The organism is Pinisolibacter sp. (assembly GCF_036782435.1).
Taxonomy (GTDB): Bacteria; Pseudomonadota; Alphaproteobacteria; order Rhizobiales; family Ancalomicrobiaceae; genus CALBKH01.
This window is the reverse complement of sequence record NZ_DAIPZB010000003.1, coordinates 80,833-104,979: the sequence shown is the minus strand read 5'-3', so window position 1 is coordinate 104,979 and position 24,147 is coordinate 80,833. Positions and strand designations below refer to the sequence as shown.

The 24,147-nt window shown below is 69.3% G+C and carries 26 protein-coding genes and 2 riboswitches; of the genes, 13 read left to right on the top strand and 13 right to left on the bottom strand.

The window, feature by feature from the left end; genetic code table 11:
* Positions 1-84: 84 nt before the first annotated feature.
* The 8 genes from V7Q42_RS02185 to coxB all read right to left on the bottom strand — a co-directional run bounded on the left by V7Q42_RS02185 (position 85) and on the right by coxB (position 6,938).
* Complete coding sequence (locus V7Q42_RS02185; protein WP_333822123.1) at positions 85-834, bottom strand: SURF1 family protein; 750 nt, start codon at positions 832-834, stop codon at positions 85-87.
* Positions 831-1,214, bottom strand: coding sequence for a DUF983 domain-containing protein (locus V7Q42_RS02180; protein ID WP_333822122.1), 384 nt, complete (start codon positions 1,212-1,214; stop codon positions 831-833). The genes V7Q42_RS02185 and V7Q42_RS02180 overlap by 4 nt, the downstream gene beginning before the upstream one ends.
* 195 nt (positions 1,215-1,409) lie before the next feature.
* On the bottom strand, positions 1,410-2,282 hold the full coding sequence (locus V7Q42_RS02175) for a cytochrome c oxidase subunit 3 (protein WP_333822120.1): 873 nt from the start codon (positions 2,280-2,282) through the stop codon (positions 1,410-1,412).
* Between the two features lie 20 nt (positions 2,283-2,302).
* On the bottom strand, positions 2,303-2,926 hold the full coding sequence (locus V7Q42_RS02170; RefSeq protein WP_333822118.1) for a cytochrome c oxidase assembly protein: 624 nt from the start codon (positions 2,924-2,926) through the stop codon (positions 2,303-2,305).
* Positions 2,927-2,930: 4 nt separating this feature from the next.
* Complete coding sequence (locus tag V7Q42_RS02165; RefSeq protein WP_333822117.1) at positions 2,931-3,101, bottom strand: hypothetical protein; 171 nt, start codon at positions 3,099-3,101, stop codon at positions 2,931-2,933.
* Positions 3,102-3,116: 15 nt separating this feature from the next.
* On the bottom strand, positions 3,117-4,037 hold the full coding sequence (locus V7Q42_RS02160) for a heme o synthase (protein ID WP_333822116.1): 921 nt from the start codon (positions 4,035-4,037) through the stop codon (positions 3,117-3,119).
* Between the two features lie 290 nt (positions 4,038-4,327).
* Positions 4,328-5,968 (bottom strand): cytochrome c oxidase subunit I, encoded by a 1,641-nt coding sequence (ctaD, locus tag V7Q42_RS02155; RefSeq protein WP_333822115.1) that lies wholly within the window; start codon positions 5,966-5,968, stop codon positions 4,328-4,330.
* Between the two features lie 61 nt (positions 5,969-6,029).
* Positions 6,030-6,938 carry a cytochrome c oxidase subunit II gene (coxB, locus tag V7Q42_RS02150; RefSeq protein WP_333822113.1) on the bottom strand — a complete coding sequence of 303 codons (909 nt, stop codon included), beginning with the start codon at positions 6,936-6,938 and terminating at the stop codon, positions 6,030-6,032.
* Positions 6,939-7,436: 498 nt separating this feature from the next.
* Between coxB and V7Q42_RS02145 the strand changes: the two genes are divergently transcribed.
* Together V7Q42_RS02145 and V7Q42_RS02140 are read left to right on the top strand one after the other, a co-directional pair.
* Positions 7,437-7,961, top strand: coding sequence for an invasion associated locus B family protein (locus V7Q42_RS02145; RefSeq protein ID WP_333822111.1), 525 nt, complete (start codon positions 7,437-7,439; stop codon positions 7,959-7,961).
* Complete coding sequence (locus V7Q42_RS02140; RefSeq protein ID WP_333822108.1) at positions 7,958-8,506, top strand: GNAT family N-acetyltransferase; 549 nt, start codon at positions 7,958-7,960, stop codon at positions 8,504-8,506. Before V7Q42_RS02145 ends, V7Q42_RS02140 begins: the two co-directional genes overlap by 4 nt.
* Here V7Q42_RS02140 and V7Q42_RS02135 read toward each other — a convergent pair whose 3' ends face one another.
* Positions 8,507-9,115 carry a YqgE/AlgH family protein gene (locus V7Q42_RS02135; protein ID WP_333822106.1) on the bottom strand — a complete coding sequence of 203 codons (609 nt, stop codon included), beginning with the start codon at positions 9,113-9,115 and terminating at the stop codon, positions 8,507-8,509.
* Between the two features lie 260 nt (positions 9,116-9,375).
* Between V7Q42_RS02135 and V7Q42_RS02130 the strand changes: the two genes are divergently transcribed.
* The gene (locus V7Q42_RS02130) at positions 9,376-10,254 is read left to right on the top strand and encodes a protein-disulfide reductase DsbD domain-containing protein (RefSeq protein WP_333822104.1); all 879 of its coding nucleotides are present in this window, start codon (positions 9,376-9,378) and stop codon (positions 10,252-10,254) included.
* 110 nt (positions 10,255-10,364) lie between these two features.
* Complete coding sequence (locus V7Q42_RS02125; RefSeq protein WP_333822103.1) at positions 10,365-10,853, top strand: peroxiredoxin; 489 nt, start codon at positions 10,365-10,367, stop codon at positions 10,851-10,853.
* A 55-nt stretch (positions 10,854-10,908) separates the two neighbouring features.
* Here the strand turns inward: V7Q42_RS02125 and V7Q42_RS02120 are convergent, their stop codons facing one another.
* From V7Q42_RS02120 to ispH, 4 genes are all read right to left on the bottom strand, one after another.
* Positions 10,909-11,835 carry a diacylglycerol/lipid kinase family protein gene (locus tag V7Q42_RS02120; RefSeq protein ID WP_333822102.1) on the bottom strand — a complete coding sequence of 309 codons (927 nt, stop codon included), beginning with the start codon at positions 11,833-11,835 and terminating at the stop codon, positions 10,909-10,911.
* Positions 11,832-12,287: a ribonuclease HI gene (gene rnhA, locus V7Q42_RS02115; RefSeq protein WP_333822212.1), complete on the bottom strand. Its 456-nt coding sequence runs from the start codon at positions 12,285-12,287 to the stop codon at positions 11,832-11,834. The genes V7Q42_RS02120 and rnhA overlap by 4 nt, the downstream gene beginning before the upstream one ends.
* Before the next feature lie 62 nt (positions 12,288-12,349).
* Positions 12,350-13,342 carry a homoserine kinase gene (thrB, locus tag V7Q42_RS02110; protein WP_333822101.1) on the bottom strand — a complete coding sequence of 331 codons (993 nt, stop codon included), beginning with the start codon at positions 13,340-13,342 and terminating at the stop codon, positions 12,350-12,352.
* Between the two features lie 4 nt (positions 13,343-13,346).
* Positions 13,347-14,351 carry a 4-hydroxy-3-methylbut-2-enyl diphosphate reductase gene (ispH, locus tag V7Q42_RS02105; RefSeq protein WP_333822099.1) on the bottom strand — a complete coding sequence of 335 codons (1,005 nt, stop codon included), beginning with the start codon at positions 14,349-14,351 and terminating at the stop codon, positions 13,347-13,349.
* Positions 14,352-14,569: 218 nt separating this feature from the next.
* On the opposite strand from ispH, the gene V7Q42_RS02100 reads away from it, so the two are divergent.
* From V7Q42_RS02100 to V7Q42_RS02060, 9 genes are all read left to right on the top strand, one after another.
* Positions 14,570-15,202: a hypothetical protein gene (locus V7Q42_RS02100; RefSeq protein ID WP_333822097.1), complete on the top strand. Its 633-nt coding sequence runs from the start codon at positions 14,570-14,572 to the stop codon at positions 15,200-15,202.
* Positions 15,203-15,379: 177 nt separating this feature from the next.
* Positions 15,380-15,496: riboswitch (glycine riboswitch) on the top strand.
* Positions 15,497-15,624: riboswitch (glycine riboswitch) on the top strand.
* Between the two features lie 57 nt (positions 15,625-15,681).
* A complete protein-coding gene (gcvT, locus tag V7Q42_RS02095; protein ID WP_333822095.1) occupies positions 15,682-16,806 on the top strand; it encodes a glycine cleavage system aminomethyltransferase GcvT in 1,125 nt (374 codons plus the stop codon).
* A gap of 26 nt (positions 16,807-16,832) precedes the next feature.
* On the top strand, positions 16,833-17,201 hold the full coding sequence (gene gcvH, locus V7Q42_RS02090; RefSeq protein WP_333822093.1) for a glycine cleavage system protein GcvH: 369 nt from the start codon (positions 16,833-16,835) through the stop codon (positions 17,199-17,201).
* A 250-nt stretch (positions 17,202-17,451) separates the two neighbouring features.
* Entirely contained in the window at positions 17,452-18,792 is a 1,341-nt protein-coding gene (gene gcvPA / locus V7Q42_RS02085; RefSeq protein WP_333822091.1) for an aminomethyl-transferring glycine dehydrogenase subunit GcvPA, read from the top strand.
* An 11-nt stretch (positions 18,793-18,803) separates the two neighbouring features.
* Positions 18,804-20,375, top strand: coding sequence for an aminomethyl-transferring glycine dehydrogenase subunit GcvPB (gene gcvPB, locus V7Q42_RS02080; protein WP_442958155.1), 1,572 nt, complete (start codon positions 18,804-18,806; stop codon positions 20,373-20,375).
* A 286-nt stretch (positions 20,376-20,661) separates the two neighbouring features.
* Entirely contained in the window at positions 20,662-21,594 is a 933-nt protein-coding gene (locus V7Q42_RS02075; RefSeq protein WP_333822089.1) for a ZIP family metal transporter, read from the top strand.
* Between the two features lie 177 nt (positions 21,595-21,771).
* Positions 21,772-22,254 (top strand): Dps family protein, encoded by a 483-nt coding sequence (locus V7Q42_RS02070; RefSeq protein WP_333822087.1) that lies wholly within the window; start codon positions 21,772-21,774, stop codon positions 22,252-22,254.
* A 485-nt stretch (positions 22,255-22,739) separates the two neighbouring features.
* Complete coding sequence (locus V7Q42_RS02065; RefSeq protein ID WP_333822084.1) at positions 22,740-23,318, top strand: DJ-1/PfpI family protein; 579 nt, start codon at positions 22,740-22,742, stop codon at positions 23,316-23,318.
* A gap of 113 nt (positions 23,319-23,431) precedes the next feature.
* On the top strand, positions 23,432-23,761 hold the full coding sequence (locus V7Q42_RS02060; protein ID WP_333822083.1) for a ribbon-helix-helix domain-containing protein: 330 nt from the start codon (positions 23,432-23,434) through the stop codon (positions 23,759-23,761).
* The last annotated feature ends 386 nt before the right edge of the window (positions 23,762-24,147 follow it).

Sequence of the window (24,147 nt, the reverse complement as noted above, 5' to 3'; positions counted from 1 at the left end):
TCTCGACGCCCCATTTCGGAAATCCTGCTCTTTCGCCCCGGGGCTGGACCGGTGTGGTGCAATTCGCCTTCGGCTCTCTGCACCCTACGGAGCGCCTTTCCTCATCCGCCCTCGCGCGAACACCGCGAACACGCCGACGCAGGTCGCCGCCAGGCCGTACCAGGTGATGGCGTAGCCGAGGTGGTCGTTGGGGTAGGAGAGGCGGGTTTCGCCGGCTTGCGGTAGGCCCGAGGCCGGCGTCAGGCTCGCATCGGCGTCGATGGTGTAGGGCGCCACCTTCGCCGGATCGAGACCGGCGGCGGACGCCAGTACCGTGGGATCGCGCACGAACCACAGCCGATGGGCCGGATCGTCGGCCGGGGCGTAGGTGCCCCTCGGCTCGGCCCGCCGCAGGATGCCGGTGATCGTCACCTCGCCGGACGGGGCGGGCGCATGGGGCGCGAGATCGCGCTCCCGTCGCGGCACGAAGCCGCGATTGATCCACACGATCGATCCGTCGTCGCGCGCCAAGGGCGTCATCATCCACACGCCGGGACCGCCGAAGCGGCCGTGCGGTTCGCCGAGGATGGCGTGGACCGGCAGGTCGAGGCTCGCGAGAAAATGCCCGGTGAGCCGCACCGGCGTCCAATCGATCGCCTCCGGTGAGTTGGCCCGCGCTTCGGCGAGCGACGGCGCGGCGATCGGCGCGGCCCTGGTGCGCGCCGTCAGGGTGGCGATCAACTCGTTCTTCCAGGCGAGCCGGCCGACCTGCCAGGTGCCGAGCGACAGCAGGATCGCGGTGACCACCGTCGCGGCGATGCCGGGTCCGATCAGGCTGCGCGCCGCCGGGCTCATCGCCGCGTCTCCCGTTCGGCGAGGCGACCCTCGCGCGCCTTGTGGCGATATTGCAGGCCGATCATCGCCGTCTTCAGCGGTCGGAGGAGCCCCGGCGACAGGATCAGGATCATCGGCACCCACAGCACCGCGTGGACCCAGTAGGGCGGCGCGTATTTCACCTCGACGATCAGCGCCGCCGCCACCACCACGAAGCCGACCACCAGGATGACGAACACCGCCGGCCCGTCGCCGGAATCGACGAAGCGATAGTCGAGATCGCAAGCCTCGCAGCGCGGCGCCGGCGTCAGGAACCCGGCGAACAGCCGCCCCTTGCCGCAACGCGGACAGCGGCAGAAGAGGGCGGAGCGCAGCAGCGAGGGAGACGTCGCTTCGGTCATGGGTGGAACATAGCCTGATCGGGTCGGGTGTATGCGGGATTTCAGCGGCGTCGACGTGGCGCGCATCGCGCGCCCTCGAACCATCGCGCACGACGTCCGCCGATGGCGATGGCCGGCGCGCCGAACGACGAACCCTGAAAAACGCCACCGGCCCGGACGAGGCGCGTCCGGGCCGGTGAGTGGTCGATCGTCCGATCAGTGGCCCGCGACCATGCCGCGGCCAAGGACGTAGATGCAGACGAAGAGGAACAACCACACCACGTCGACGAAGTGCCAGTACCAGGTCGCCGCTTCGAAGCCGAAGTGCTGCTTCGGCGTGAAGTGGCCGGCCGAGGCTCGGATCAGGCAGACGGCGAGGAAGATCGTGCCGACGATGACGTGGAAGCCGTGGAAGCCCGTCGCCATGAAGAAGCTCGCGCCGTAGATCGACCCCGAGAAGCCGAAATGGGCGTGGGCGTATTCGTAGGCCTGCAGGCAGGTGAACAGGAAGCCGAGCACCACGGTGAGGCCGAGACCCTGCTTCAGGCTCTGCCGGTCGCCCTCGATCAGGGCGTGGTGCGCCCAGGTGACCGTGGTGCCGGAGAGCAGCAGGATCATCGTGTTGAGGAGCGGCAGGTGCCAGGGATCGAAGGTCTCCACCCCGTGCGGCGGCCATACGCCCCCGGTGAAGGCCGCGCGCATCACCTGCTTGGCCTCGTTCGGATAGAGCGCGGCGTCGAACCACGCCCAGAACCAGGCGACGAAGAACATCACCTCCGAGGCGATGAACAGGATCATGCCGTAGCGCAGGTGCAGGCCGACGACGGGCGTGTGATGGCCCTCGTGCGCCTCCTTGACCACGTCGGTCCACCACGCGCCCATGCAATAGAGCAGCACGACGAGCGACGCCACGAACAGCCACGGCTGGGCCAGATCGATCCCGCCGAGGACGAGCTCCTGGCCGACGCGCCACTTGAAGAGGCCGATGGCGCCGATCGCCAGGACGAAGGCGGCGGCGGAAGTGACGATCGGCCAGGGGCTGGGATCGAGGATGTGATAGTCGTGGGTCTTGCCGTGTGCCTCTGCCATGGTTTCCCCCTCGGCGGACGTCAATTCTGGGCGGTCGTCGCCGTCCCGGCGAGCGCCGCCGACGTGGCGCGCGCGGCCGGCTTCTCGGCGGCGAAGAAAGTGTAGGAGAGCGTGATCGCCGTGAGCCCCTTGAGGTTCTTGTCGGCGTCGGCGTCCGGATCGACGAAGAACGTCACCGGCGCTTCGATCACCTCGTGCGGCTTCAACACCTGTTCGGTGAAGCAGAAGCAGGCGAGCTTGTTGAAGTAGCCGCCGGCGAGATCGGGCGTGACGTTGAAGGCCGCTGTGCCGCGCGTCTCGCGATCGGAGAGGTTCTCGATCCGATAGAGGATCGTCGCCACTTCGCCGGCCTTCACCGTGATGCTCTTCGTCTCCGGCCGGAAATCCCAGGGGAGCCCGGCGTGGACGTTGGCGTCGAAGCGCACCTCGAAGACCCGGTCGATCACCCGGTCGGGTGCGATCGTGGCGACCGCCGGGGTTCCCGAATAGCCGGTCGTCCTGCAGAACCACGTGTAGAACGGCACCGCGGCGAAGGCCGCCCCGAGCATACCGCCGGTGAGCACGAAGAGCATCACCGCGACGCGGCCGTTGGCACGCGCCGACGCTGTCCCTCGCATGTCTCGGGCCGGGCGGGGTGCCGTCATCGTCTCAACCCTTGAACGGCAGGTGCAGGCCGAGCTTGGCCAGCGTCACCACGTAGAACAGGGCGACGAGCCCAGCGAGCGCCAGCCCGATGGCGCGGTTGCGCGAGCTGCGCGCGCGCCGTTCGGCTTCGGTGAGGCGGATGCCGGTCTCGGCGGGGATGGAGGTCGGCGTCATGTCGGTCTCCCGGGCTCAGAAGGCGGCGGCCACCAGCCGTTCACCGGCCAGCACCGCGAAGAGGGTGAAGAGATGGAGGATCGAGAAGCCGAAGAGCCGGCCGCAGGCCTTGCGCGCCGGCGCGCCCTCGCGGCGGACGAAGACCACCGCGGCGAGGCCGACGAAGATCGCGCCGCCGACGGCCGCGGCGATCCCGTGCACCGTCCCGGCGAAGCCGAGGCCCCACGGCATCAGCCCGACCGGGAAGAGCAGCAGCGAATAGAGCAGGATCTGCAGCCGCGTCGCATCCTCGCCGGCGACGACCGGCAGCATCGGCACGCCGGCCCGCGCGTAGTCTTCGGACTTCAGGAGCGCCAGCGCCCAGAAGTGCGGCGGCGTCCACACGAAGATGATGGCGAAGAGCACGATCGGCGGCCACGCCAGCGTCCCCGTCACCGCCGCCCAGGCGACGACGGGGGGGAGCGCGCCGGCCGCACCGCCGATGACGATGTTCTGCGCCGTGCGCCGCTTCAGTACCATCGAATAGACGACGACGTAGAAGAAGATGGTGAAGGCGAGGAGACCGGCCGCGAGCCAGTTGGCGGCGAGGCCGAGGGTCATCACCGAGAAGGCCGAGAGCGTCAGACCGTAGGTCAGCGTCTCCGCGCCGGTGACCCGTCCCGCCGGGATCGGTCGAGACCGGGTCCGGGTCATGATCGCGTCGATGTCGGCGTCCCACCACTGGTTCAGTGCGCCCGAGGCCCCGGCGCCCACCGCGATGGCGAGCAGCGACACGAGGCCGAGCACCGGATCGATCGGACCGGGCGCGGCGATCATGCCGACGAAGGCGGTGAAGACGACGAGCGACATCACCCGCGGCTTGAGGAGCCGCCAGTAGTCGCCGGGCTCGGCGAGCGAGATCCGAACTTCACTCTGGCGCCATCCGATGTCGGTCATGCGATCCGTCCTTCACCACGGGGAGCGCCCGGCTCCGATCGTTCGTCCATTCCGGCGCGGAGGCCTTCGTCGGTGGAGCCGCCGAGCCCCTCTCTGTCTCTCCCCCTCGAGGGGGGAGAGGACGATGGGGAGAGGGCCTTCGTCCATCGATCTCGGTGCAGGCAGCGCCCTCCGAAGGGGGCATTCCGTTCCGAAGGCCGGTTCCTCCTGCGTCCCCTCCCCCCGGCGGGGGAGGGACAGGGAGGGGGGCTCGGCGTCGCCGGATGCCACCGCCCCTCCGAGCCGATCCCTCAGTGCCCGTCGTCTTCGGCGATGACCGGCAGGGTCTCGAACTGATGGAACGGCGGCGGCGACGACAGCGTCCACTCGAGGGTCGTGGCGCCGACGCCCCACGGGTTGTCGCCGGCCGGGATCTTGTCGCGGAACGCCTTGATCATCCCGTAGAAGAAGATCAGCACCGCGACGCCCGAGATGTAGGAGCCGAGCGACGACACGTAGTTCCACCCGGCGAAGGCGTCGGGATAGTCGACGTAGCGGCGCGGCATCCCGGCGAGACCGAGGAAGTGCTGCGGGAAGAAGATCATGTTCACGCCGATGAACGCGACCCAGAAGTGCAGCTTGCCGATGGTCTCGGAGTACATGTAGCCGCTCATCTTCGGGAACCAGTAGTACCAGCCCGCGAAGATGGCGAAGACCGCGCCGAGCGACATCGTGTAGTGGAAGTGGGCGACGACGTAATAGGTGTCGTGCAGCACCCGGTCGAAGCCGGCGTTGGAGAGCTGCACGCCGGTGACGCCGCCGACGGTGAACAGGAAGATGAAGCCGATCGCCCAGTACATCGGGGTGCGGAACTCGATCGAGCCGCCCCACATCGTCGCGATCCAGGAGAAGATCTTCACACCCGTCGGCACCGCGATGACCATGGTCGCCGCGACGAAATAGGCCTGGGTGTCGACGTCGAGGCCGACCGTGTACATGTGGTGCGCCCACACCACGAAGCCGACGACGCCGATCGCCACCATCGCGTAGGCCATGCCGAGGTAACCGAAGATCGGCTTCTTCGAGAAGGTCGAGATGATGTGGGAGATGATACCGAAGCCCGGCAGGATCAGGATGTAGACCTCGGGGTGGCCGAAGAACCAGAACAGGTGCTGGAACAGGATGACGTCGCCGCCGCCCTCCGGCTTGAAGAAGGTGGTGCCGAAGTTGCGGTCGGTGAGCAGCATGGTGATCGCACCGGCGAGCACCGGCAGCGACAGCAAGAGCAGGAAGGCGGTCACCAGCACCGACCACGCGAACAGCGGCATCTTGTGCATGGTCATGCCGGGCGCGCGCATGTTGAAGATGGTGGTGATGAAGTTGATCGCGCCGAGGATCGACGAGGCGCCGGCGACGTGCAGCGCCAGAATGCCGAAGTCGACCGCCGGCCCGGGATGCCCGGCCGTCGACGACAGCGGCGGATAGGCGGTCCAGCCGCCGCCGAAGCCGTTGGAACCCGGCGGGCCCTGGACGAACATCGACAGCACCAGCAGCGTCAGCGCCGGCGGCAGCAGCCAGAACGAGATGTTGTTCATGCGCGGGAACGCCATGTCCGGCGCTCCGATCATGATCGGCACGAACCAGTTGCCGAAGCCCGTCAGTGCCGGCATCACCAGGAAGAACACCATGATCAGGCCATGGCCGGTGGTGAACACGTTGAACTGGTGGGTGTCGTGGAAGAACTGGACGCCCGGGTTCTGCAGCTCCATGCGGATGCCGATCGACAACAGGCCGCCGATGACGCCGGCGACCAGCGCGAAGATCAGATAGAGCGTTCCGATGTCCTTGTGATTGGTGGACATGAGCCAACGCCGCCACCCGGTCGGGTGATCATGGTGATGGGCGTGGGCTTCAATCGATTCGGTCTCGGAATAGGCGTGAACGTGAGCCATCGGAGGTCCCTCGGGCGCGGGTGACGGGGGCTCCTTCGCCGCGCCGTCGCGTGTGTCTTGATCAGCGGGCGGCGAGACGGGTCTGTTCGCCTTCGGCGTCGACCGCGGCGGCGAGCTGGCGATAGGCGGCGTCGAGGTCCGTCTTGGCGGTCTTCGCCCAGGCGTCGAACTTGTCCGGCGTCACCACGTTGACCGCGATCGGCATGAAGGCGTGGTCGCGCCCGCACAGTTCCGAACACTGGCCGTAGAACACGCCGGTCTTCTCGGCCTTGAACCAGGTCTCGTTGAGCCGGCCCGGATTGGCGTCCATCTTCACGCCGAACGCCGGCAGCGCCCAGGAGTGGATGACGTCGGCGCCGGTGAGCTGCAGGCGGACGACCTTGCCGACCGGGACGATCACCTCGTTGTCGACGGCCAGGAGGCGCGGCTGGCGCACCGGATCCTTGCGCTTGGTGTCGTCGAGCATCACCGAGTCGAAAGAGAGCGCCTTCTTCTTGTCGTCGACGAGGTCGGTGTACTCGTAGCCCCAGTACCACTGGTAGCCCGTGACCTTGATGGTCACGTCGGCCGGCGGCACCACCATCTCCTCGTAGAGCAGGCGGAAGGACGGGATCGCCAGCGCCACCAGGATGAGGATAGGCACCACCGTCCAGGCGATTTCGAGCCCGGTGTGGTGGGTGGTCTTGGAGGGAACCGGGTTCGCCTTGGCGTTGAACTTCACCATCACCCAGATCAGCAGGCCGAGCACGAACAACGTGATCGGGATGATGATCCAGAAAGTGAAGGCGGCGAAGCTCTCGATGTGATCGCGCACCGCCGAGGCGCCGGGCTGGAGCCCGATCTGCCAGGGCACCGGCTGCGACGCCGCGGCGAGCGACGTCGAGGCGGCGAGCCCGGCGGCGGCGGTGAGCCCGCCGACGAGCGTGCGGGCAGGCGAGGCGACGGACGGCACTGTCGTCTTCGAAATCATGTTTCGAGACCCCTTTTCCTCATCCGTCACCCGCTCGGCCGGTGAGCGCGAGGCGACGGTCGGCTTCCCCCTCGGGACCGTCGGCTCGTCGAAACGCCATCGTTTCGCGCGCCGATCGGTCGGCCTCAGTACGATTCCGCACTGCGACATCCCGCCCCATCACAATTGATGTAGATCAAGGACGAACACAGGATGTGCACAGCTCGCGACCGTCCGCAACCACCCCGTGGGGATGAACTGCGACATTTCATCCCCCCGTGACCGCTATTCGGCCGGCCTGCCCGAGGAACGCCACGATCGCGCGCGACGAACGCGATCGTGTGATCGGGCTCCGCGACGGCGGATTCGCGCCGACCCTCTGGTCTCCACACCACGGCTCGGGCAGGGTCGGAGGAGAGGGGGGCGAGACGATTCGTCGCGCCCCCGTGAAGCCCGGAGAATCATTAGGGTTTTTGCATGAATCGGTCGCCGGGGATCCCGGCCGCAAGGAGTGAGACGATGACCCATCCGACGATTTCGCCGCGCCGCGCCGGCTTCGCTCTCGCCATCGGCGCGGGTCTGGCGGCCGCGGTCGCCGCGGCGCCGGCCTTCGCGCAGGGAGCGGTCAAGTCGCAACACGCCGACTGGCAGATCCGCTGCGACACGCCGCCGGGGGCGAAGTCGGAGCAGTGCGCCCTCATCCAGAACGTCACCGCCGAGGATCGCCCCAACGTCGGCCTGTCGGTGATCGTGCTGAAGACCGCCGACAAGAAGCAGCGCATCCTGCGCGTCCTCGCTCCCCTCGGGGTGCTGCTGCCCTCCGGCCTCGGCCTCAAGGTCGACCAGACCGACGTCGGCCGCACGCCCTTCGTGCGCTGCCTGCCCAACGGTTGCGTCGCCGAGGTGGTCATGGACGACAAGCTCGCCGACCAGATGAAGAAGGGCTCCACCGCAACCTTCATCGTCTTCCAGACGCCGGAAGAGGGTATCGGCATCCCGATCGCGCTCAAGGGCTTCACCGAGGGTTTCGACAAGCTGCCGTGACCGACGCTCCCGCCGCCGACGGCCCGGTCGCCGTCACCGCCGCCGACGTCGCCGAAGACGGGGCGCTCCGCGACGCCCTCGTCGGCCTGAACAACGCCCATGCCGTCGAACTGTCGTGGCTCGAGCCGGATCGATTCGGTCGGCTGGTGGCGGAGGCTTTCGCGGCGATGCGGATCGGCGACGGCGACGCCCTGCTTCTCGCCTTCGACCATGACGCGGACTACGACAGCCCCAATTTTCTGTGGTTCCGGTCGCGCTTCGACCGCTTCGTCTACGTCGACCGCATCGTGGTCGCGTCCCGGGCGCGCGGTCGAGGTCACGCGCGCCGTCTCTACCGTCGCCTCTTCGACCGAGCCGCCCGCGCCGGACACGGCCGCATCGTCTGCGAGGTCAATTCCGATCCGCCGAACCCCGAATCGGACGCCTTCCACGCCGCCCTCGGTTTCGAGGTGGTCGGTGTGGCGACGATCCATGGTGGCGCCAAGACGGTGCGCTATCTGGTTCGCGATCTCCGCGCCGAGGATCGGGACGCGGTCTCGGGATGATCAGCCGTGCCCGGCGTCGCGGGACAGGAGGCCGATGTCGATGCCGAGCTTCTTCAGCGCCCGGTCGTATTTGGCGTCGAGGTCGCGGTCGAACACCAGAATCGGGTCGGCCGGGCAGTGCAGCCAGCCGTTCCACTGGATCTCGCTCTCGAGCTGGCCGGCGCCCCAGCCGGCATAGCCGAGCGTCATGATCGCGTCCTTCGGGCCGCGGCCCTCGGCGATCGCCTTGAGCACCTCGAGCGTCGTCGTCAGCGAGAAATGGTCGTCGATCGGCAGCGTCGCGTTCTCGATGAAATAGTCCGAGGAGTGCAGCACGAAGCCGCGCGTCGTCTCCACCGGGCCGCCGTTCTGCACCGTCATCGATCGGGCGAGCGGCGACAGAGTGCCGCTCTCGTCCTCGCCGACGATGTCGAGCTGGACCAGCAGTTCGGCGAAGGAGGACGCCGACGGCGCCGGCTGGTTGAGGATGATGCCCATCGCCCCGTCGCTCGAATGCGCACACAGATAGACCAGCGATCGGGCGAACCGCTTGTCCTCCATGCCCGGCATGGCGATCAGGATCTTCCCCGCCAGGGAATCGGGCTCGCGCGCCGTCTCTTCGTTCGACATCTCCGGCCCCTCGTCGTCCGTGTGTCTGCGACCCGGACCGCGGTACTCTCGTCCGTCGCCCCTCTCCCGTGAGTGGCGGCGGGTCTCACCTGATGCCGAAGATAGGGATGGCCGAGGCGTTTCGAAAGGGTGGTGTCGGACGATCGTCCGAATTCGGTGACGCCGATCACGCGCTCTCGAGGCTAAGGTGCACGACCGTGACGAGACGATCGGCGCACGAACGGCTAGTGTCGCGCCACCTGGAACCGATCGGGAAGTCCATGTTTCGTCGTCTCCGTGCGCACCCGTCCGCGGGTCGCCTCGCCCTCGTCGCAGCCCTTCTCGCCGGCCTACCGGCCGCGGTCGCCGCCGCGTCGACACCGTCGAAGCCCGGCGCCGCGGTGCGCCTCGTCGTCGCCGGCATCGTCGACGGCCGTCCCGAGCTCGGCATCGAGATCGCCCTCGAACCCGGTTGGAAGACCTACTGGCGCACTCCCGGCGACGCCGGCATCCCGCCGGTCGTCGACTGGTCGAAGTCGACCGGCGCGACCGCCTTCGACCTGCGCTTTCCCGCTCCCGTCCGCTTCGGCGAAGAGGGCGTCACCTCGATCGGCTACACCGGCCCGGTGGTCCTGCCGATCGACCTCGCCCTCGCCGATCCGACGAAGCCGGCGCAGCTCGATCTCGACGTCCAGATCGGCCTGTGCCGCGAGATCTGCGTGCCGGTGTCGGCGCATCTGACCGGCGCCGTCGTCCCCGACATGGCCGTCGATGCCGCCGCCCTCGACCGTCTGCGCGACGCCCGCAGCCGATTGCCGACGCCCGCGGTCAGCGGCACGGCCCCCTGGGTGATGTCGCTCGAGCGCGATCGCGACGGCGACAGCATCGCCGGCGCCGTCCTCGTCCGGGTGAAGACGCCGGAGGGTGCCGCCGCCGCGGAGCCGCGCGACGTGCTCGTCGAAGGGCCGACGGCGGAATGGGCGCTGCCCCTGCCGACCCGGGTCGGCGGCGGGTCCGGCAGCGAGGTCTGGCGCTTCGAGCTCGACGGCGTGCCGCGCGACGCGAAGCTCGAGGGCGCCGAGCTGCGCTTCACCCTGCGTCTCGGCGACCGCGTGGTCGAGCAGAACGTCACCCTCGACGCCACCGTCGCGAAGCCCTAGATCGGAAGTGATCCGTCCCGGCGCGTCGAGCGCCTCTTCCGTTCTCGTGCGTCCCGCGCCACTTCCGTTCCCGCGCGTCCCGCGCCTCATCGCCCGTCAGGAGACCACCCATGACCATCGCCGTCGGCGACCGCCTGCCCGCAGCCACCTTCAAGACCATGACCGTCGAAGGCGTGAAGGAGATCTCCACCGCCGACGTCTTCGCGGGCAAGAAGGTCGTGCTCTTCGCCGTCCCCGGCGCCTTCACCCCGACCTGCTCCAAGGCGCACCTGCCGGGTTATCTCGCCAATCGCGAGGCGATCCTCGCCAAGGGCGTCGACACCATCGCCGTCGTCGCGGTCAACGACGTCTTCGTCATGGACGCCTGGTCCAAGGCCAACGACGCCGACGGCAAGATCCTCTTCCTCGCCGACGGCGCCGCCGCCTTCACCACCGCGGTCGGCCTCACCCTCGATCTCACCGCCGCCGGCATGGGGATCCGGTCGCAGCGCTGGTCGATGCTGGTCGACGACGGCGTGGTGAAGGAGATCAACTTCGAAGAGAAGCCCGGCGTCGCCGACCTCACCGGCGGGTCCTGCATGCTGAGCCACCTCGGCTGACGGCGAAGGCGGGAGACCCGGCGCGGCCTCTCCCGCCGACCGTCCCCGGTCCGGTTCACGCTTCCGCGACGATCAGCTCGAGGACGTGCGGCGCGGCGTTCACCTCCACGGGTGTCGCGCCGTGCGGTTCGCCGTCGATCTGCACCGCGACGGGTCCTCCGTCCGCGGTGGTCACGGTGGCCGAGACGACGTCGACGACGGTCACGCCCGCCATGCGCTCGAGCCGTCGTGTCGCCACGCCCCAGGCGGCCCGCATCAGGGCCGCCGGGCGATCGTCGGCGAGCGCCACCAGCCTCAACCCCGGCCGATCCATCGCCACGCCGTCGACCAGGACGAACGGGCCGCCGTAGTGGCGCGCCTTGGTCACCACCGCCAGCGCGCAGTCGAAGGCGAGACGCTCGCCGCGCGCGGTGACGGCGGCGACGTGGAGCCGCGACCGCCGGCCGAAGCCGCGGCGCACCGCTTCGAGGGCGAAGACGACTTTCTTGAACCGGCGCGGAGACCTGTCCTCGACCGCCCGCACCACCTCGGCGTCGAAGCCGATCGAGGTCATCAGGAAGAACGGCCGTGGGCCTTCGCCGTCGAGCTGCGCCGTGCCGAGATGCAGCGGTCGCGTCCGTCCCCGGCTGATCGCTTCGGCGATCGCCTCGATGTGTCGCGGCAGCCGATATTCGTGGGCGAGAACGTTGGCGGTGCCGTCGGGCACGACCGCCAACTGCGGCATCCGTCCGGATCGGGCGACGAGCGCGCCCACCACCTCGTTGATGGTGCCGTCGCCGCCCGACACCGCCACCACGTCCGCCTCGACCTCGCAGAGGCGCTGCGCCAGATCGCCCGGCGATCGGCTGACCACCACCTCGGTCTCGAGGCCGCGCCCCACCAACGCCTCCGCCAATCGATCGAGCCTCGCCGGGTCGTGCCGCCCGGCGGCGGGGTTGATCAGCAGGGCGACGCGCCGGCGGGGCGGAGAGGCGGCGCTCATGACCCGATCGGGGCCTCGCCGCCGCGCCGTTTGAACGGCTCCATGCCCTCGCGCGCCAGCGTGTCGGCGCGTTCGTTCTCGACGTGGCCGGCGTGGCCCTTGAGCCAGTGCCAGGAGACGGTGTGGCGCTCCAGCGCCGCCTCCAGCCGCTGCCACAGATCGACGTTCTTCACCGGCTTCTTGTCGGCGGTCTTCCAGCCGTTCTTCTTCCAGCCGTGGATCCAGCCGGTGATGCCGCCCTTGAGGTAGTTGGAGTCGGTCCACAATTCGATGGTGCAGGGCCGCGTCAACGCTTCCAGCGCCGCGATCGCCGCCATCATCTCCATGCGGTTGTTGGTGGTGTCGGCTTCGCCGCCCTTCAGTTCCTTGACGTGGTCGCCCCACTCGAGCAGAGCCCCCCAACCGCCGGGGCCGGGATTGCCCGAACACGCCCCGTCGGTGTGGATCACCACCGTGCCCGAAGGGCGCTCGCGCCTCTTGCGCGCGGGGGAGGCGGGGGCGTCCGTCTCCTCGCTCACGGCGACACCTCGTAGGGTCGGCCGCCGAGGGCGAAGACATAGCCCGAGGCGTCGGTGACGCCGCGGTGGAAGCGCAGCTTGCGGTGATACTCGAGCGGGTCCTTCGGCTTCACCAGTGCCCCCGGCGGCACGTTGAGCCAGTCGTAGAGGCGGGTCAGCAGGAAGCGCAGCGCCGAGCCGCGGGCGAAGATCGGCAGCGCCGCCAGTTCCGCCGACGACAGCGGCCGGACGCGCATGTAGCCGTCGAGCAGCGCCTGACCCTTGGTCAGGTTGAACGACAGGTCCTGTTCGAAGCACCAGGAATTGAGGCAGATCGCCACGTCGTAGGCGAGGAAGTCGTCGCAGGCGAAATAGAAGTCGATCAGGCCGGAGAGCTCGCCACCGAGGAAGAAGACGTTGTCGGGGAAGAGGTCGGCGTGGATGACGCCTTGCGGAAGATCCTTCGGCCAGAGCGCTTCGAGCTGATCGAGTTCGGCTTCGATGTCGGCGGCGAGCCCCGGAGCGACTTCGTCGGCGCGCGCCCGCGACTTCTCCCACAGCGGCCGCCACGACGGCATCGACAGCGCATTGGGGCGGCGGATGTCGAAGTCGGCGCCGGCCAGATGCATCCGTGCCAGCGCCTCGCCGAGCAGCCCGCAGTGATGCGCCGTCGGTCGCCGCACCCACATGCCTTCGAGGAAGGTGACGACCGCTGCCGGCCGCCCGGCGAGCGTGCCGAGGCTTCGCCCCTCGCGGTCGTGGACCGGCAGCGGGCAGCCGAGGCCGTGCTCGGCGAGATGTTCCATCAGGCCGAGGAAGAACGGCAGATCGTTCGGGTTCACCCGCTTCTCGTAGAGAGTGAGGATGAACTGCCCCTCGCTCGTCCTCAGCAGGTAGTTGGAGTTCTCCACCCCTTCGGCGATGCCCTTGAAGGAGAGCACGTTGCCGATGTCGTAGCCGGCGACGAAGGCTTCCAGCTCCTCGTCGGAGACTTCGGTGTAGACGGCCATGATCTCATTTCCCCGCGTCGCCGCGCGGCTCCCGCACCAGTTTGCTCGTCGTCGTCGCCGCCACGTCGCGCAGCTCGCGCGGCAGGTTGAAGGCGACGGTCTCCTCGGCCGTGACGATCGGTTTCACCCGCACCTCCCAGCGCGTGGCGAAGGCCTCGATCACCTCTTCCACCAGCACCTCCGGGGCCGAGGCGCCGGCGGTGATGCCGATGCGCGAGAGACCGGCGAAGGCATCGAGATCGAGGTCCTCGGCGCGCTGCAACAGCACCGCCCGCGGACAGCCCTCGCGCTCCGCCACCTCGCGCAGACGCTGCGAATTGGACGAATTGGGCGCCCCGACGACGATCATCGCCTGAACTCGAGGCGCCACCTGCTTCACCACTTCCTGGCGGTTGGTGGTGGCGTAGCAGATGTCCTGCTTGTGCGGCGCGACGATGTCGGGGAAGCGCTCGGTCAGCACCGCGACGATGGCCGAGGTGTCGTCGAGCGACAGCGTCGTCTGCGTCGTGTAGGCGAGGGCGCCCGGCGGTGGGGTGACGGTACGGGCGTCGTCGGCGCTGGTCACCAGCGTCACCGCGCCCTCCGGCAACTGCCCCATGGTGCCGATCACCTCGGGGTGGCCGGTGTGGCCGATGAGCAGCACGTGGCGGCCGTGCTTGTGGTGGATCTGCGCCTCGCGATGCACCTTGGTGACCAGCGGACAGGTGGCGTCGAGCGAGAACAGCTTCAGGTCCGCCGCCGCCGCCGGCACCGACTTCGGCACACCGTGGGCCGAGAAGATCACGGGACGCGAGCGATCGGCGATCTCGTCGAGCTCCTCGACGAACACCGCGCCCTCCGCCTTGAGGCTCTCGACCACGAAGCGATTGTGCACGATCTCGTGGCGCACGTAGACCGGCGCGCCGTATTTGGCGAGCGTCAGTTCGACGATGCGGATCGCCCGATCGACGCCGGCGCAGAAGCCGCGCGGCGCGCACATCAGGATGTCGAGAGGGGGCTTCGCCGCCATGGGTCGGGATCGCCGCGAGAAGAGGACGGGGATCGTGGGAATAGAGGAAGGGGAGGGGGGAGTGTCAAGCACGCGCCGCCGCCTTTCTCTCGCCGCGAGGTCGCTTCACGCCGTCGTTCCGCCCGATTGGCCTGGAAGAAGCCGTGGCGACGGGCGGGAAACGCTGCTATGGATGGCGCTCTCCACCAGGATCGATGTCGGGAAATTCGAGGGATCTCATGGTTTGGCGCGTTTCGGGTCGGCCCGCCTCGGCCGCGGTCTTCGCTCACGGTCTGCGAGCGGCGGTTCTCGCCCTGCCGCTGGCCCTCGCCGGTTGCGGCGCCGCCGAGGGCATCGGCGGCAACATCATGAGCGTCGTCGCGCCCAAGCCGAAGGAGATGGATCCGGCCGTCTACGCCGCCACGCCCGTGTGCCCCAATGTCGAGATCCGTGACGGCACCGAATTCATGCCGGTGTTCAAGCCCGGCAAGTTCGGCGACCCCTCGCAGATCATGTACCAGGCTTCGGTGCAGCGCATCGCCCGCGATTGTGACATGGAAGGCGACATGCTGCGCGTCCGTATCGGCGTCGCCGGCCGTGTCCTCTCCGGCCCGACCGGCGCCACCGGCGCCTCGACCGTTCCGGTCCGCATCGCCGTCGTCGTCGGCGACAAGGTCACCTACTCCAAGCTCCATCAGGCCGCCGTCGACGTCCAGGCGCCCGACTATTCGGCCCTGTGGTCGGTGGTCGACGACGCCGTCCTCCTGTCGATCGCCGACAGCAAGGAGGCGACCATCTATGCCGGCCTCGACGGCAAGGGTGATCCCAAGGGCGGCAAGGACAAGCCGAAGAAGAAGACCACCAAGGGCTGAGACGGCGCATCGCCGCGCGCACGATCGCATCGCGAACTTGTGTGGACGGGCGCGAGCCGTGATGCAGCTCCGCCTTCGGATCGGTTGACGCTGTCGGGCGATCCATCTAACCATCGACGTGCCGGGTCGGAGTCGCGCCCGGTATGACGTGTGACGGGGGTCCCGCCGCGCGTCATCTGCTGCCCCGGCGGGAGAGCCCGGGCCGACGGTGGATCCCCGGGATCCACGATCGGTGCCGGCGCCGAAGGAGAAACCGCCCCGGAAACTCTCAGGTCCCAGGACCGCGGGGGCGAGCGACACTCTGGAAAGCGATCGGCGGCATCCGGCCGTCGATCCACCGAAGGAGCAACCGGCTCGTTCGTCGCGCCTCTCGCGGGACCGAACACCGGAAATCTCTCAGGTCTTCCGACAGAGGGGGCGCGAACGGATCGTTTCGATCCGGACGCCGCCACGCCTCGACCGGACCGGAGTGATCCGCCATGACGACCGACGCCACCCTCCGCACCCCCCTCTACGACGCCCACGTCGCCCTCGGCGCGCGCATGGTGCCCTTCGCCGGCTACGACATGCCGGTGCAGTATCCCGCCGGCATCCTCGCCGAGCACACGTGGACCCGTGAACACGCCGGCCTCTTCGACGTCTCCCACATGGGTCAGGCCTTCCTCGTCGGCCCCGATCACGCCACCACGGCGGCCGCGCTCGAGGCGCTGATCCCGGCGGCGATCGTCGAACTCGCCCCCGGCCGCCAGCGCTATTCGCAGCTGACCGACGCCGACGGCGGTATCCTCGACGACCTCATGGTCTCCCGACCGACCGACGCGCCCGACGGCACCCTCTTCCTCGTCGTCAACGCCGCCTGCAAGGACGCCGACTACGCCCACATCGCCGCCGCCCTGCCGGCGAACGTGAGCCTGCGCCCGCTCGACGATCGCGCCCTCCTCGCGCTCCAGGGGCCCGAGGCGGAAGCGGTGATGGTGGCGCTCGGCGCGCCGGTCGCGGCGATGAAGTTCATGGACACCGCCCCGGTGACCGTCGCCGGTCTCGACGTCCACGTCTCGCGCTCCGGCTACACCGGCGAGGACGGCTTCGAGGTCTCGGTCGCCGCCGCCGACGCCCCGCGCCTGTGGGACTCGCTCCTCGCCGATCCCAGGGTGAAGCCGATCGGCCTCGGCGCCCGCGACAGCCTGCGGCTCGAGGGTGGCCTCTGCCTCTACGGCCACGACATCGACACCACGACCAGCCCGGTCGAAGGCGCGCTCGAATGGTCGATCCAGAAGCGCCGTCGGGTCGACGGCGGCTTCCCCGGCGCGGCGCGCGTCCAGGCGGAACTGGCGAACGGTCCCGCCCGTCGCCGCGTCGGCTTGACCTTCGACGGCCGCCAGCCGGCCCGCGAGGGCGCCGAGATCGCCACGAAGGACGGCCGCATCGTCGGCCGCGTCACCTCCGGTGGCTTCGGCCCGACCCTCCAGGCGCCGGTCGCCATGGGTCTGGTCGAGACCGCATTCGCCGCCCCCGGCACCGAACTCGACGTCCTCGTCCGCGGCAAGGCGCTTCCCGCCCGCGTCGCGACCCTTCCCTTCGTCCCCGCCGGCTTCCGGCGCTGATCCCCGACAAGACCAGGAGAACGCCCGTGAAGCTCTACACCAAGGACCACGAATGGGTGGTGATCGAAGGTGACACCGCCACCTTCGGCATCACCGACCACGCCCAGAGCCAGCTCGGCGACATCGTCTTCGTCGAGGTGCCCGAGGTCGGCAAGTCGGTCGACAAGGGCGGCGAGGCCGCGGTGGTGGAATCGGTCAAGGCCGCGAGCGAGGTCTACGCGCCGCTCGCCGGCGAGGTGATCGAGGCCAACACCAAGCTCGCCGACGATCCCGGTCTGGTGAACCTCGAGCCGGAGACCGGCGGTTGGTTCGCCAAGCTGAAGATCGCGGCCGGCGCCGATACCTCCGACCTGATGGACGAGGCGGCGTATCAGGCCTTCGTCGCGAGCCTGTGAGGCGAGGGGGCGAGGCCCCGCGCGCCCACGAGATCGACGGAGGGCGGCATGGTCCGTCCTCTGCCGTCGTCCCCGGCGAGCGAAGCGAGGGAAGGGGACCCATGGACCCTTTCCCCGCGGCGAGGCTCCTGGATCCCCTTCCCCTTCGCTGCGCTTCGGCCGGGGATGACGGGGAGAGAGAGTGGCGAGCCCGCCGCCCCCGACCGGCTCCGCATCCAACATCCCGACCGATCGATCGAAAGGTCCCATCATGCGCTACCTGCCGCTGACCGACACCGACCGCGCCGACATGCTCGCCCGCATCGGCGTCGCGACCGTCGATGCCCTCTATGCCGACGTGCCCCTCGGCGAACGGCTGACCGGCCTTCTCGACCTGCCGAAGGCGAAAGGCGAGATCGAGGTCGAGCGGGCGATGTCGCGCATGGCGGCGAAGAACACCGTGGCGGGGAACGTGCCCTTCTTCGTCGGCGCCGGCGCCTATCGCCATCACGTGCCGGCGAGCGTCGATCACCTGATCCAGCGCTCCGAGTTCCTGACCTCCTACACGCCCTATCAGCCCGAGATCACCCAAGGGACGCTCCAGGTCCTCTTCGAGTTCCAGACCCAGGTCTCGGAATTGACCGGCATGGAGGTCGCCAACGCCTCGATGTACGACGGCTCGACCGGCGCGGCTGAAGCCGTGTTGATGGCCCACCGCATCACCAAGCGGAGAAGAGCGGTGCTCTCCGGCGGCCTCCACCCGCACTACGCGGCGACCATCGCCACCCTCTCCGATCTCGCCGAGGACAGGATCGACGCCCTCGCCCCCGACCCGACCGGCACCGAGGATATCCTCGCGGCGATCGACGCCGAGACCTCCTGCGTCGTCGTCCAGTCGCCGTCGGTCTTCGGCCATCTGATCGACCTCGCCCCGATCGCCGAGAAGGCCCACGCCGTCGGCGCGCTCCTCGTGGCGGTGGTCACCGAAGTCGTGGCGCTCGGCGCCATCGAGCCGCCGGGCGCGCAAGGCGCGGACATCGTCGTGGCGGAAGGCCAGAGCCTCGGCAACCCGCTCGGCTTCGGCGGCCCCTATGTCGGGCTCTTCGCCACCCGCTCGAAATACGTCCGCCAGATGCCCGGACGCCTCTGCGGCGAGACCGTCGATGCCGAGGGCAAGCGCGGCTTCGTCCTGACGCTGTCGACCCGCGAGCAGCACATCCGCCGCGAGAAGGCGACGTCCAACATCTGCACCAACTCCGGCCTCTGCGCGCTCGCCTTCTCGATCCACGCCACGCTGCTCGGCGAGGCTGGGCTCACCCGGCTCGCGGCACTCAACCACGAGGCGGCGGTCGAGACCGCCGAGGCGCTGGCGAACCTGCCGGGCGTCGAGGTGCTCAACGACACCTTCTTCAACGAATTCACCGTGCGCCTGCCGGTCCCGGCCGCACCTCTCGTCGAGAAGCTCGCCGCCGACGGCATCCTCGCCGGTGTTCCGGTGTCGCGCCTGCTGCCGGGCGCCGGCCTCGACGACCTGCTGATCGTCGCCGTCACCGAGACCGTCACCGCCGACGACCGCGCCGCGCTCGTCGCCGACATCTCCGCCGCGATCTGAGGAGAGACCCGATGCTCAACGACAAGGGCCGCCCCACCCGCCCCAACGCGCCGGAAACCGAGACGTCCGAGATGACCGCTTCCCCGACCTTCACCGGCAACCGTGGCCTCGACCAGGAAGAAGCGCTGATCTTCGAGATCGGCCGTGCCGAGACGACCGGGGTCGACCTGCCCGCGCCCAAGGGCACGAAGTCCCGCCTCGGCTCTCACGCCCGCAAGGCCGCGCCGAAGCTCCCGGGTCTCACCGAACCCGAGGCGGTGCGCCACTACGTCCGCCTGTCGCGCAAGAACTACGCGATCGACGCCGGGCTCTACCCGCTCGGCTCCTGCACCATGAAGCACAACCCGCGCCTCAACGAGAAGATGGCGCGGCTCCCCGGTTTCGCCGACATCCACCCGCTGCAGCCGACCTCGACGGTGCCCGGCGCGCTCGAGCTGATCGCCGAAGTCGGCCGCTGGCTCACCGAGGCGACCGGCATGAAGGCCGTCGCCATGTCGCCGAAGGCCGGCGCCCACGGCGAACTCGCCGGCATGGCGGCGATCAAGGCGGCGCTGCGCGCTCGCGGCGCGGACAAGCCGGTGGTGCTCGTCCCCGACAGCGCCCACGGCACCAACCCGGCGACCGCGGCGCTGCTCGGCATGGTGGTGAAGTCGGTGCCGGCGCGGCCCGACGGCACGGTGGGCGTCGCCGACGTCAAAGCGGCGATCGACGATCGCGTCGGCGCCATCATGCTGACCAACCCCAACACCTGCGGCATCTTCGAGCCCGAGGTCGCCGAGATCGCCGCCGCGATCCACGCCGCCGGCGGCTATTTCTACGGCGATGGCGCCAACTTCAACGCCATCGTCGGCAAGGTCCGGCCGGGCGACCTCGGCATCGACGCCATGCACATCAACCTGCACAAGACCTTCTCCACCCCCCACGGCGGTGGTGGTCCCGGTGCCGGTCCGGTGGTGCTGTCCGAGCGCCTCGCCCCCTTCGCTCCCTATCCCTTCGTGCGCATGGAGGGTGGCCGCGCCGTGCTGGTCGAGGACGAGACCGGGCTGGTGGCGGGCGAGCAGCCCTTCGGCCGCTTGACCGCCTTCCACGGCCAGATGGGCATGTTCACCCGCGCCTACGCCTACATGCTGTCGCACGGCTCGGACGGGTTGAAACAGGCTTCCGAAGACGCGGTGCTCTCGGCCAACTACCTGCGCGCCTGCCTGTCGGATCTGATGACGGTCGCTTTCCCCGATCACCCGTCGATGCACGAGGTGCTGTTCGACGATCGCTTCCTGGAGGGAACCGGGGTCACCACTCTCGACTTCGCCAAGGCGATGATCGACGAGGGTTATCACCCGATGACCATGTACTTCCCGCTGGTCGTCCACGGGGCGATGCTGATCGAGCCGACCGAGAGCGAGTCCAAGGCCTCGCTCGACCTCTTCGCCGCGACGCTGCGCGATCTCGTCCTGTCGGCCAAGAAGGGCGACACCGAACGCTTCACCCAGGCGCCGCGTTTCGCGCCCCGCCGCCGCCTCGACGAGACCCGCGCCGCCCGCGCCCCGAAGCTGCGCTGGGAGGCGCCGAAGCCGGTCGCCTGAGGCCGTCGAGGATCGGCGACGGCCCGACCGGGGACGCTCCGGGGCGCGGCACGAGAAGCCCCGCCCCGACTTCGGTCCTGCGCATCTCGATCCCCTGCGCCTCGGCCCTACGGGCGAAGCGCAGGGGCCGTTTGCTTCAGTTGCTATTGCAAATTAATCGCATTATGATCTTCGCGGTGTTCGGATCGTCACCGTCGTCGTCGGAAGCATCACCTCTCGAGTCGCCGACATGTGGAGGGGAGGGGCCACCGGCCGCCGTCCGTCTCGATCCGCGAGGAGATGACGCATGACCGCCGAAACCGCCCCGTCCCTGCCCGATCGTCGGGGAGCGCTCATCCGCCACATCCGCAGCCATCGACCGCAGGCGGTCGGGCTCACGCTGGCGATGGCGGCGGTCGTCGGCCTCATCCTTCTCTCCAACTGGCGCATCCTCACCGGTGAGCCGATCCCCGGCCTGGGTCTGGCGCTCGCCGGCGGTCTCGCCGCCTTCGCCGCCACCGCCCTCGGCGGCGTGCCGGCTCTGGCGGTGCGCGCCCTGCCGCAGAAGCTCGAGGACAGCCTGCTCGGCGCGGCGGCCGGCATGATGCTGGCGGCGAGCGCATTCTCGCTGATCCTGCCGGGCCTCGCGGCCTCGGAGAAGATCGTCGGCCACGGCGTCTTCTCCGCTCTGATCGTCGTCGTCGGCATGGCCTTCGGCGTGCTGCTGATGCTCGGCCTCGAGGCCTTCACCCCGCATCTCCACCCCGCCGCCGGGTCCTTCGGTCCCGGCGCCGAGCGCTGGAGCCGCATCTGGCTCTTCGTCTTCGCCATCACCCTGCACAACCTGCCGGAGGGCATGGCGATCGGCGTCGCCTTCTCCCATGCCGATCTCGGCGTCGGTGTGCCGCTGACCACCGCCATCGCGCTGCAGGACATGCCGGAAGGGCTGGCGGTGGCGCTCGCCCTGCGCGGCGGTGGCATGAAGCCGCTCGCCGCCGTGCTCGTCGCCGCGGCCAGCGGCTTCGTCGAGCCGCTCGGCGCGCTGGTCGGCATCGGGCTCACCGGCGGGCTGGCGATCGCCTACCCGATCGGCCTGGGGCTCGCCGCCGGCGCGATGATCTTCGTCGTCTCGCACGAGGTCATCCCCGAGACCCACCGCAACGGCCACCAGACCCCGGCCACCGTCGGCCTGATGTTCGGCTTCGCTCTGATGATGGTGCTCGACACCGCGCTCGGTTGAAGCCCTTCGGCCGAAGCCGCCGGCCGTTGAACGGGCGCGAAGAGGTCATATCTATCGGAAGTAGGAGGATTTCGCGCGAAGCCCCCGACGGTCGTGGCGATCGTCGGAACGCCGTGCTCGCGCTCCACCGCCGCGTCTCCCGAAGCGCGGCACCCACCCTCGAACCCGGAGTGACACATGAGCAAGAAATCGAAGATCGACATCGGCATCGACGAATCCGCCCGCAAGGCGATCGCCGACGGGCTCTCCGCCCTGCTCGCCGACAGCTACACCCTCTATCTGATGACCCACAACTTCCATTGGAACGTGACGGGTCCGATGTTCAACACGCTCCATCTGATGTTCATGGACCAGTACACCGAGCAGTGGAACGCCCTCGACCTGATCGCCGAGCGCATCCGCGCCCTCGGCTTCCCGGCGCCGGGCACCTACAAGGAGTTCGTCGCCCGCGCCTCGATCGAGGAAGTGGAGGGCGTGCCGAAGGCAACCGAGATGATCCGCCATCTGGTGAAGGCCCAGGAAGCCACCGCCCGCACCGCCCGCAAGCTCTTCAAGGTCGTCGACGAGGCCAACGATCAGCCGACGGCGGACCTCCTCACCCAGCGTCTCGACGTCCACGAGAAGACCGCCTGGATGCTGCGGAGCCTGCTCGAGGAGTGAGGAGTGAGGAGCGATCGGAGATCGTCACGGGCGATCTCCGACCAAGAGCTCCGGCGGACCTTTTCGAGCGACGAACGCCGGAGCGCGAGCGAAGGGCAGCAGCCGGTCACGGACGGAGATACCCCCTCCCACCATCGTCCCCGGCGAGCCCGTAGGGCGAGGGAAGGGGACCCATCTGCTGCGCGACCCGGCGAAAGGCGAGTGGATCCCCGTCCCCTCCGCGTCGCTTAGGCCGGGGATGACGGTCGCGGAGGCTCTGGAGGGCGACCGAGGATTCGTGGGCCGCGAGCGAAAGACGAAGGCCCGCCGGATCGCTCCGGCGGGCTTCATCGTCTCGTCCCCGCGCCGGGGCGAGGCGAGGGCGGGCGTAGTAGCCGGGTGTTACCTCGCCGTCGTCGTTTCGTCCGATCCTGCCGCACGACCCCCGGGGCTCGCCGCGACGCCGCGCGAGCCGACGAAAGAGGGGCATCCAGGGAGGAAACGACATGTCCAAGAAGATCCTGATGCTCGTCGGCGACTTCGTCGAGGATTACGAGGCGATGGTGCCGTTCCAGACGCTCCTCGCAGTCGGCCATCGTGTCGACACCGTCTGCCCGGGCAAGAACCCCGGCGATGCCGTCGCCACCTCGATCCACGACTTCGAAGGTCACCAGACCTATTCCGAGAAGCGCGGCCACAATTTCGCGATCAACGCCGCCTTCCCGGCCTCCGCCGCGAGCTACGACGCCCTCGTCATCCCCGGCGGCCGGGCGCCGGAGTACCTCCGTCTCGACGCCGCCGTGATCGCGCTGGTCAAGGAGTTCGCCGCGAGCGGTAAACCGATCGCCGCCATCTGCCACGGCGCCCAGATCCTCGCCGCCGCCGACGTCCTCGCCGGACGCACGGCGTCGGCCTATCCGGCCTGTGCGCCGGAGGTTCGCTCGGCCGGCGGAACCTATGCCGACATCCCCATCGACGGCGCGTTCACCGATGGTAATCTGGTGACGGCGCCCGCCTGGCCCGCCCATCCCGCGTGGATGGCGCAGTTCCTGGCGGTTCTCGGCACGCGGATCACCCACGCCTGAGCCGCCCACGGGCGCCACGACCGAGCGTCGGGTCTCGCGATCTTCCTCGGACCGTCCTCGGGACGGTCCGAGGTGGCGAGGGGCGACGCATCCTGGGAGGGAGGTCCAATCCCGTGTGCCACGTCTTCGCGTCCACCGATCCGGAACTCTTCGAACCACAGACACGCTCGGTGCGCATCGCCGGCGTCGTCACCAGCCTGCGGCTCGAGACCGCCTTCTGGCGCATCGTCGACGACATCGCCCGCGCCTCGGACATGACCACCGGGCGCTTCCTCTCCTCGCTCTACGACGAGGTGGTGGAGTTGCGCGGCGAGGTCGGCAACTTCGCCTCGTTGTTGCGCGTCGTCGCGCTCCGATGGGTGTCCGGCGAGGTCACCGGCGTCCCCCAACCGAGCCTCTTCGCCGCCGCGACCGAACCGGCACGGCGGACGGCCGACGCCTGAGCGGACCCTCGGCGACGGCGGTTCCGGAGGCGAACGTTCATTTTCCCCTACGAATTGCCGCCGCCGGAGGATGACGGCTCATGGTTCGATCGGCTTCACCGGCATTTCCGGATCCGCACGACGGCGCCGCCGGAGGATGACGGCAATCCGGTTCACGGCGGCGCGCGACGCGTGCCCCTCCCTTCTCCCCTTGCGGGAGAAGGTGGCCCGTAGGGCCGGATGAGGGGATCTGCCTCTCGGCACGGTAGAAACTCCCGGCTTCCCCCCGCGCGCCGTCGCGCGCACCCCCTCATCCGCCCTTCGGGCACCTTCTCCCGCGAGGGGAGAAGGGGAGGCTCCGCGCCGGTGGCGAGCCCGCCGACGACGGGGACGAGAAGCCGAGGCGA

Bases quoted from the DNA above. Each gene is read 5' to 3' on its own strand.
- V7Q42_RS02065 (WP_333822084.1), top strand. From the start codon at position 22,740: ATGTCCAAGAAGATCCTGATGCTCGTCGGCGACTTCGTCGAGGATTAC.
- V7Q42_RS02160 (WP_333822116.1), bottom strand. From the start codon at position 4,037: ATGACCGACATCGGATGGCGCCAGAGTGAAGTTCGGATCTCGCTCGCC.
- V7Q42_RS02120 (WP_333822102.1), bottom strand. From the start codon at position 11,835: ATGAGCGCCGCCTCTCCGCCCCGCCGGCGCGTCGCCCTGCTGATCAAC.
- V7Q42_RS02135 (WP_333822106.1), bottom strand. From the start codon at position 9,115: ATGTCGAACGAAGAGACGGCGCGCGAGCCCGATTCCCTGGCGGGGAAG.
- ispH (WP_333822099.1), bottom strand. From the start codon at position 14,351: ATGGCGGCGAAGCCCCCTCTCGACATCCTGATGTGCGCGCCGCGCGGC.
- V7Q42_RS02100 (WP_333822097.1), top strand. From the start codon at position 14,570: ATGGTTTGGCGCGTTTCGGGTCGGCCCGCCTCGGCCGCGGTCTTCGCT.
- gcvPA (WP_333822091.1), top strand. From the start codon at position 17,452: ATGCGCTACCTGCCGCTGACCGACACCGACCGCGCCGACATGCTCGCC.
- V7Q42_RS02070 (WP_333822087.1), top strand. From the start codon at position 21,772: ATGAGCAAGAAATCGAAGATCGACATCGGCATCGACGAATCCGCCCGC.
- V7Q42_RS02130 (WP_333822104.1), top strand. From the start codon at position 9,376: ATGTTTCGTCGTCTCCGTGCGCACCCGTCCGCGGGTCGCCTCGCCCTC.
- gcvPB (WP_442958155.1), top strand. From the start codon at position 18,804: ATGCTCAACGACAAGGGCCGCCCCACCCGCCCCAACGCGCCGGAAACC.
- thrB (WP_333822101.1), bottom strand. From the start codon at position 13,342: ATGGCCGTCTACACCGAAGTCTCCGACGAGGAGCTGGAAGCCTTCGTC.
- coxB (WP_333822113.1), bottom strand. From the start codon at position 6,938: ATGATTTCGAAGACGACAGTGCCGTCCGTCGCCTCGCCTGCCCGCACG.
- V7Q42_RS02185 (WP_333822123.1), bottom strand. From the start codon at position 834: ATGAGCCCGGCGGCGCGCAGCCTGATCGGACCCGGCATCGCCGCGACG.
- V7Q42_RS02125 (WP_333822103.1), top strand. From the start codon at position 10,365: ATGACCATCGCCGTCGGCGACCGCCTGCCCGCAGCCACCTTCAAGACC.
- V7Q42_RS02165 (WP_333822117.1), bottom strand. From the start codon at position 3,101: ATGACGCCGACCTCCATCCCCGCCGAGACCGGCATCCGCCTCACCGAA.
- gcvT (WP_333822095.1), top strand. From the start codon at position 15,682: ATGACGACCGACGCCACCCTCCGCACCCCCCTCTACGACGCCCACGTC.
- V7Q42_RS02180 (WP_333822122.1), bottom strand. From the start codon at position 1,214: ATGACCGAAGCGACGTCTCCCTCGCTGCTGCGCTCCGCCCTCTTCTGC.
- V7Q42_RS02145 (WP_333822111.1), top strand. From the start codon at position 7,437: ATGACCCATCCGACGATTTCGCCGCGCCGCGCCGGCTTCGCTCTCGCC.
- V7Q42_RS02170 (WP_333822118.1), bottom strand. From the start codon at position 2,926: ATGACGGCACCCCGCCCGGCCCGAGACATGCGAGGGACAGCGTCGGCG.
- V7Q42_RS02075 (WP_333822089.1), top strand. From the start codon at position 20,662: ATGACCGCCGAAACCGCCCCGTCCCTGCCCGATCGTCGGGGAGCGCTC.
- V7Q42_RS02175 (WP_333822120.1), bottom strand. From the start codon at position 2,282: ATGGCAGAGGCACACGGCAAGACCCACGACTATCACATCCTCGATCCC.
- ctaD (WP_333822115.1), bottom strand. From the start codon at position 5,968: ATGGCTCACGTTCACGCCTATTCCGAGACCGAATCGATTGAAGCCCAC.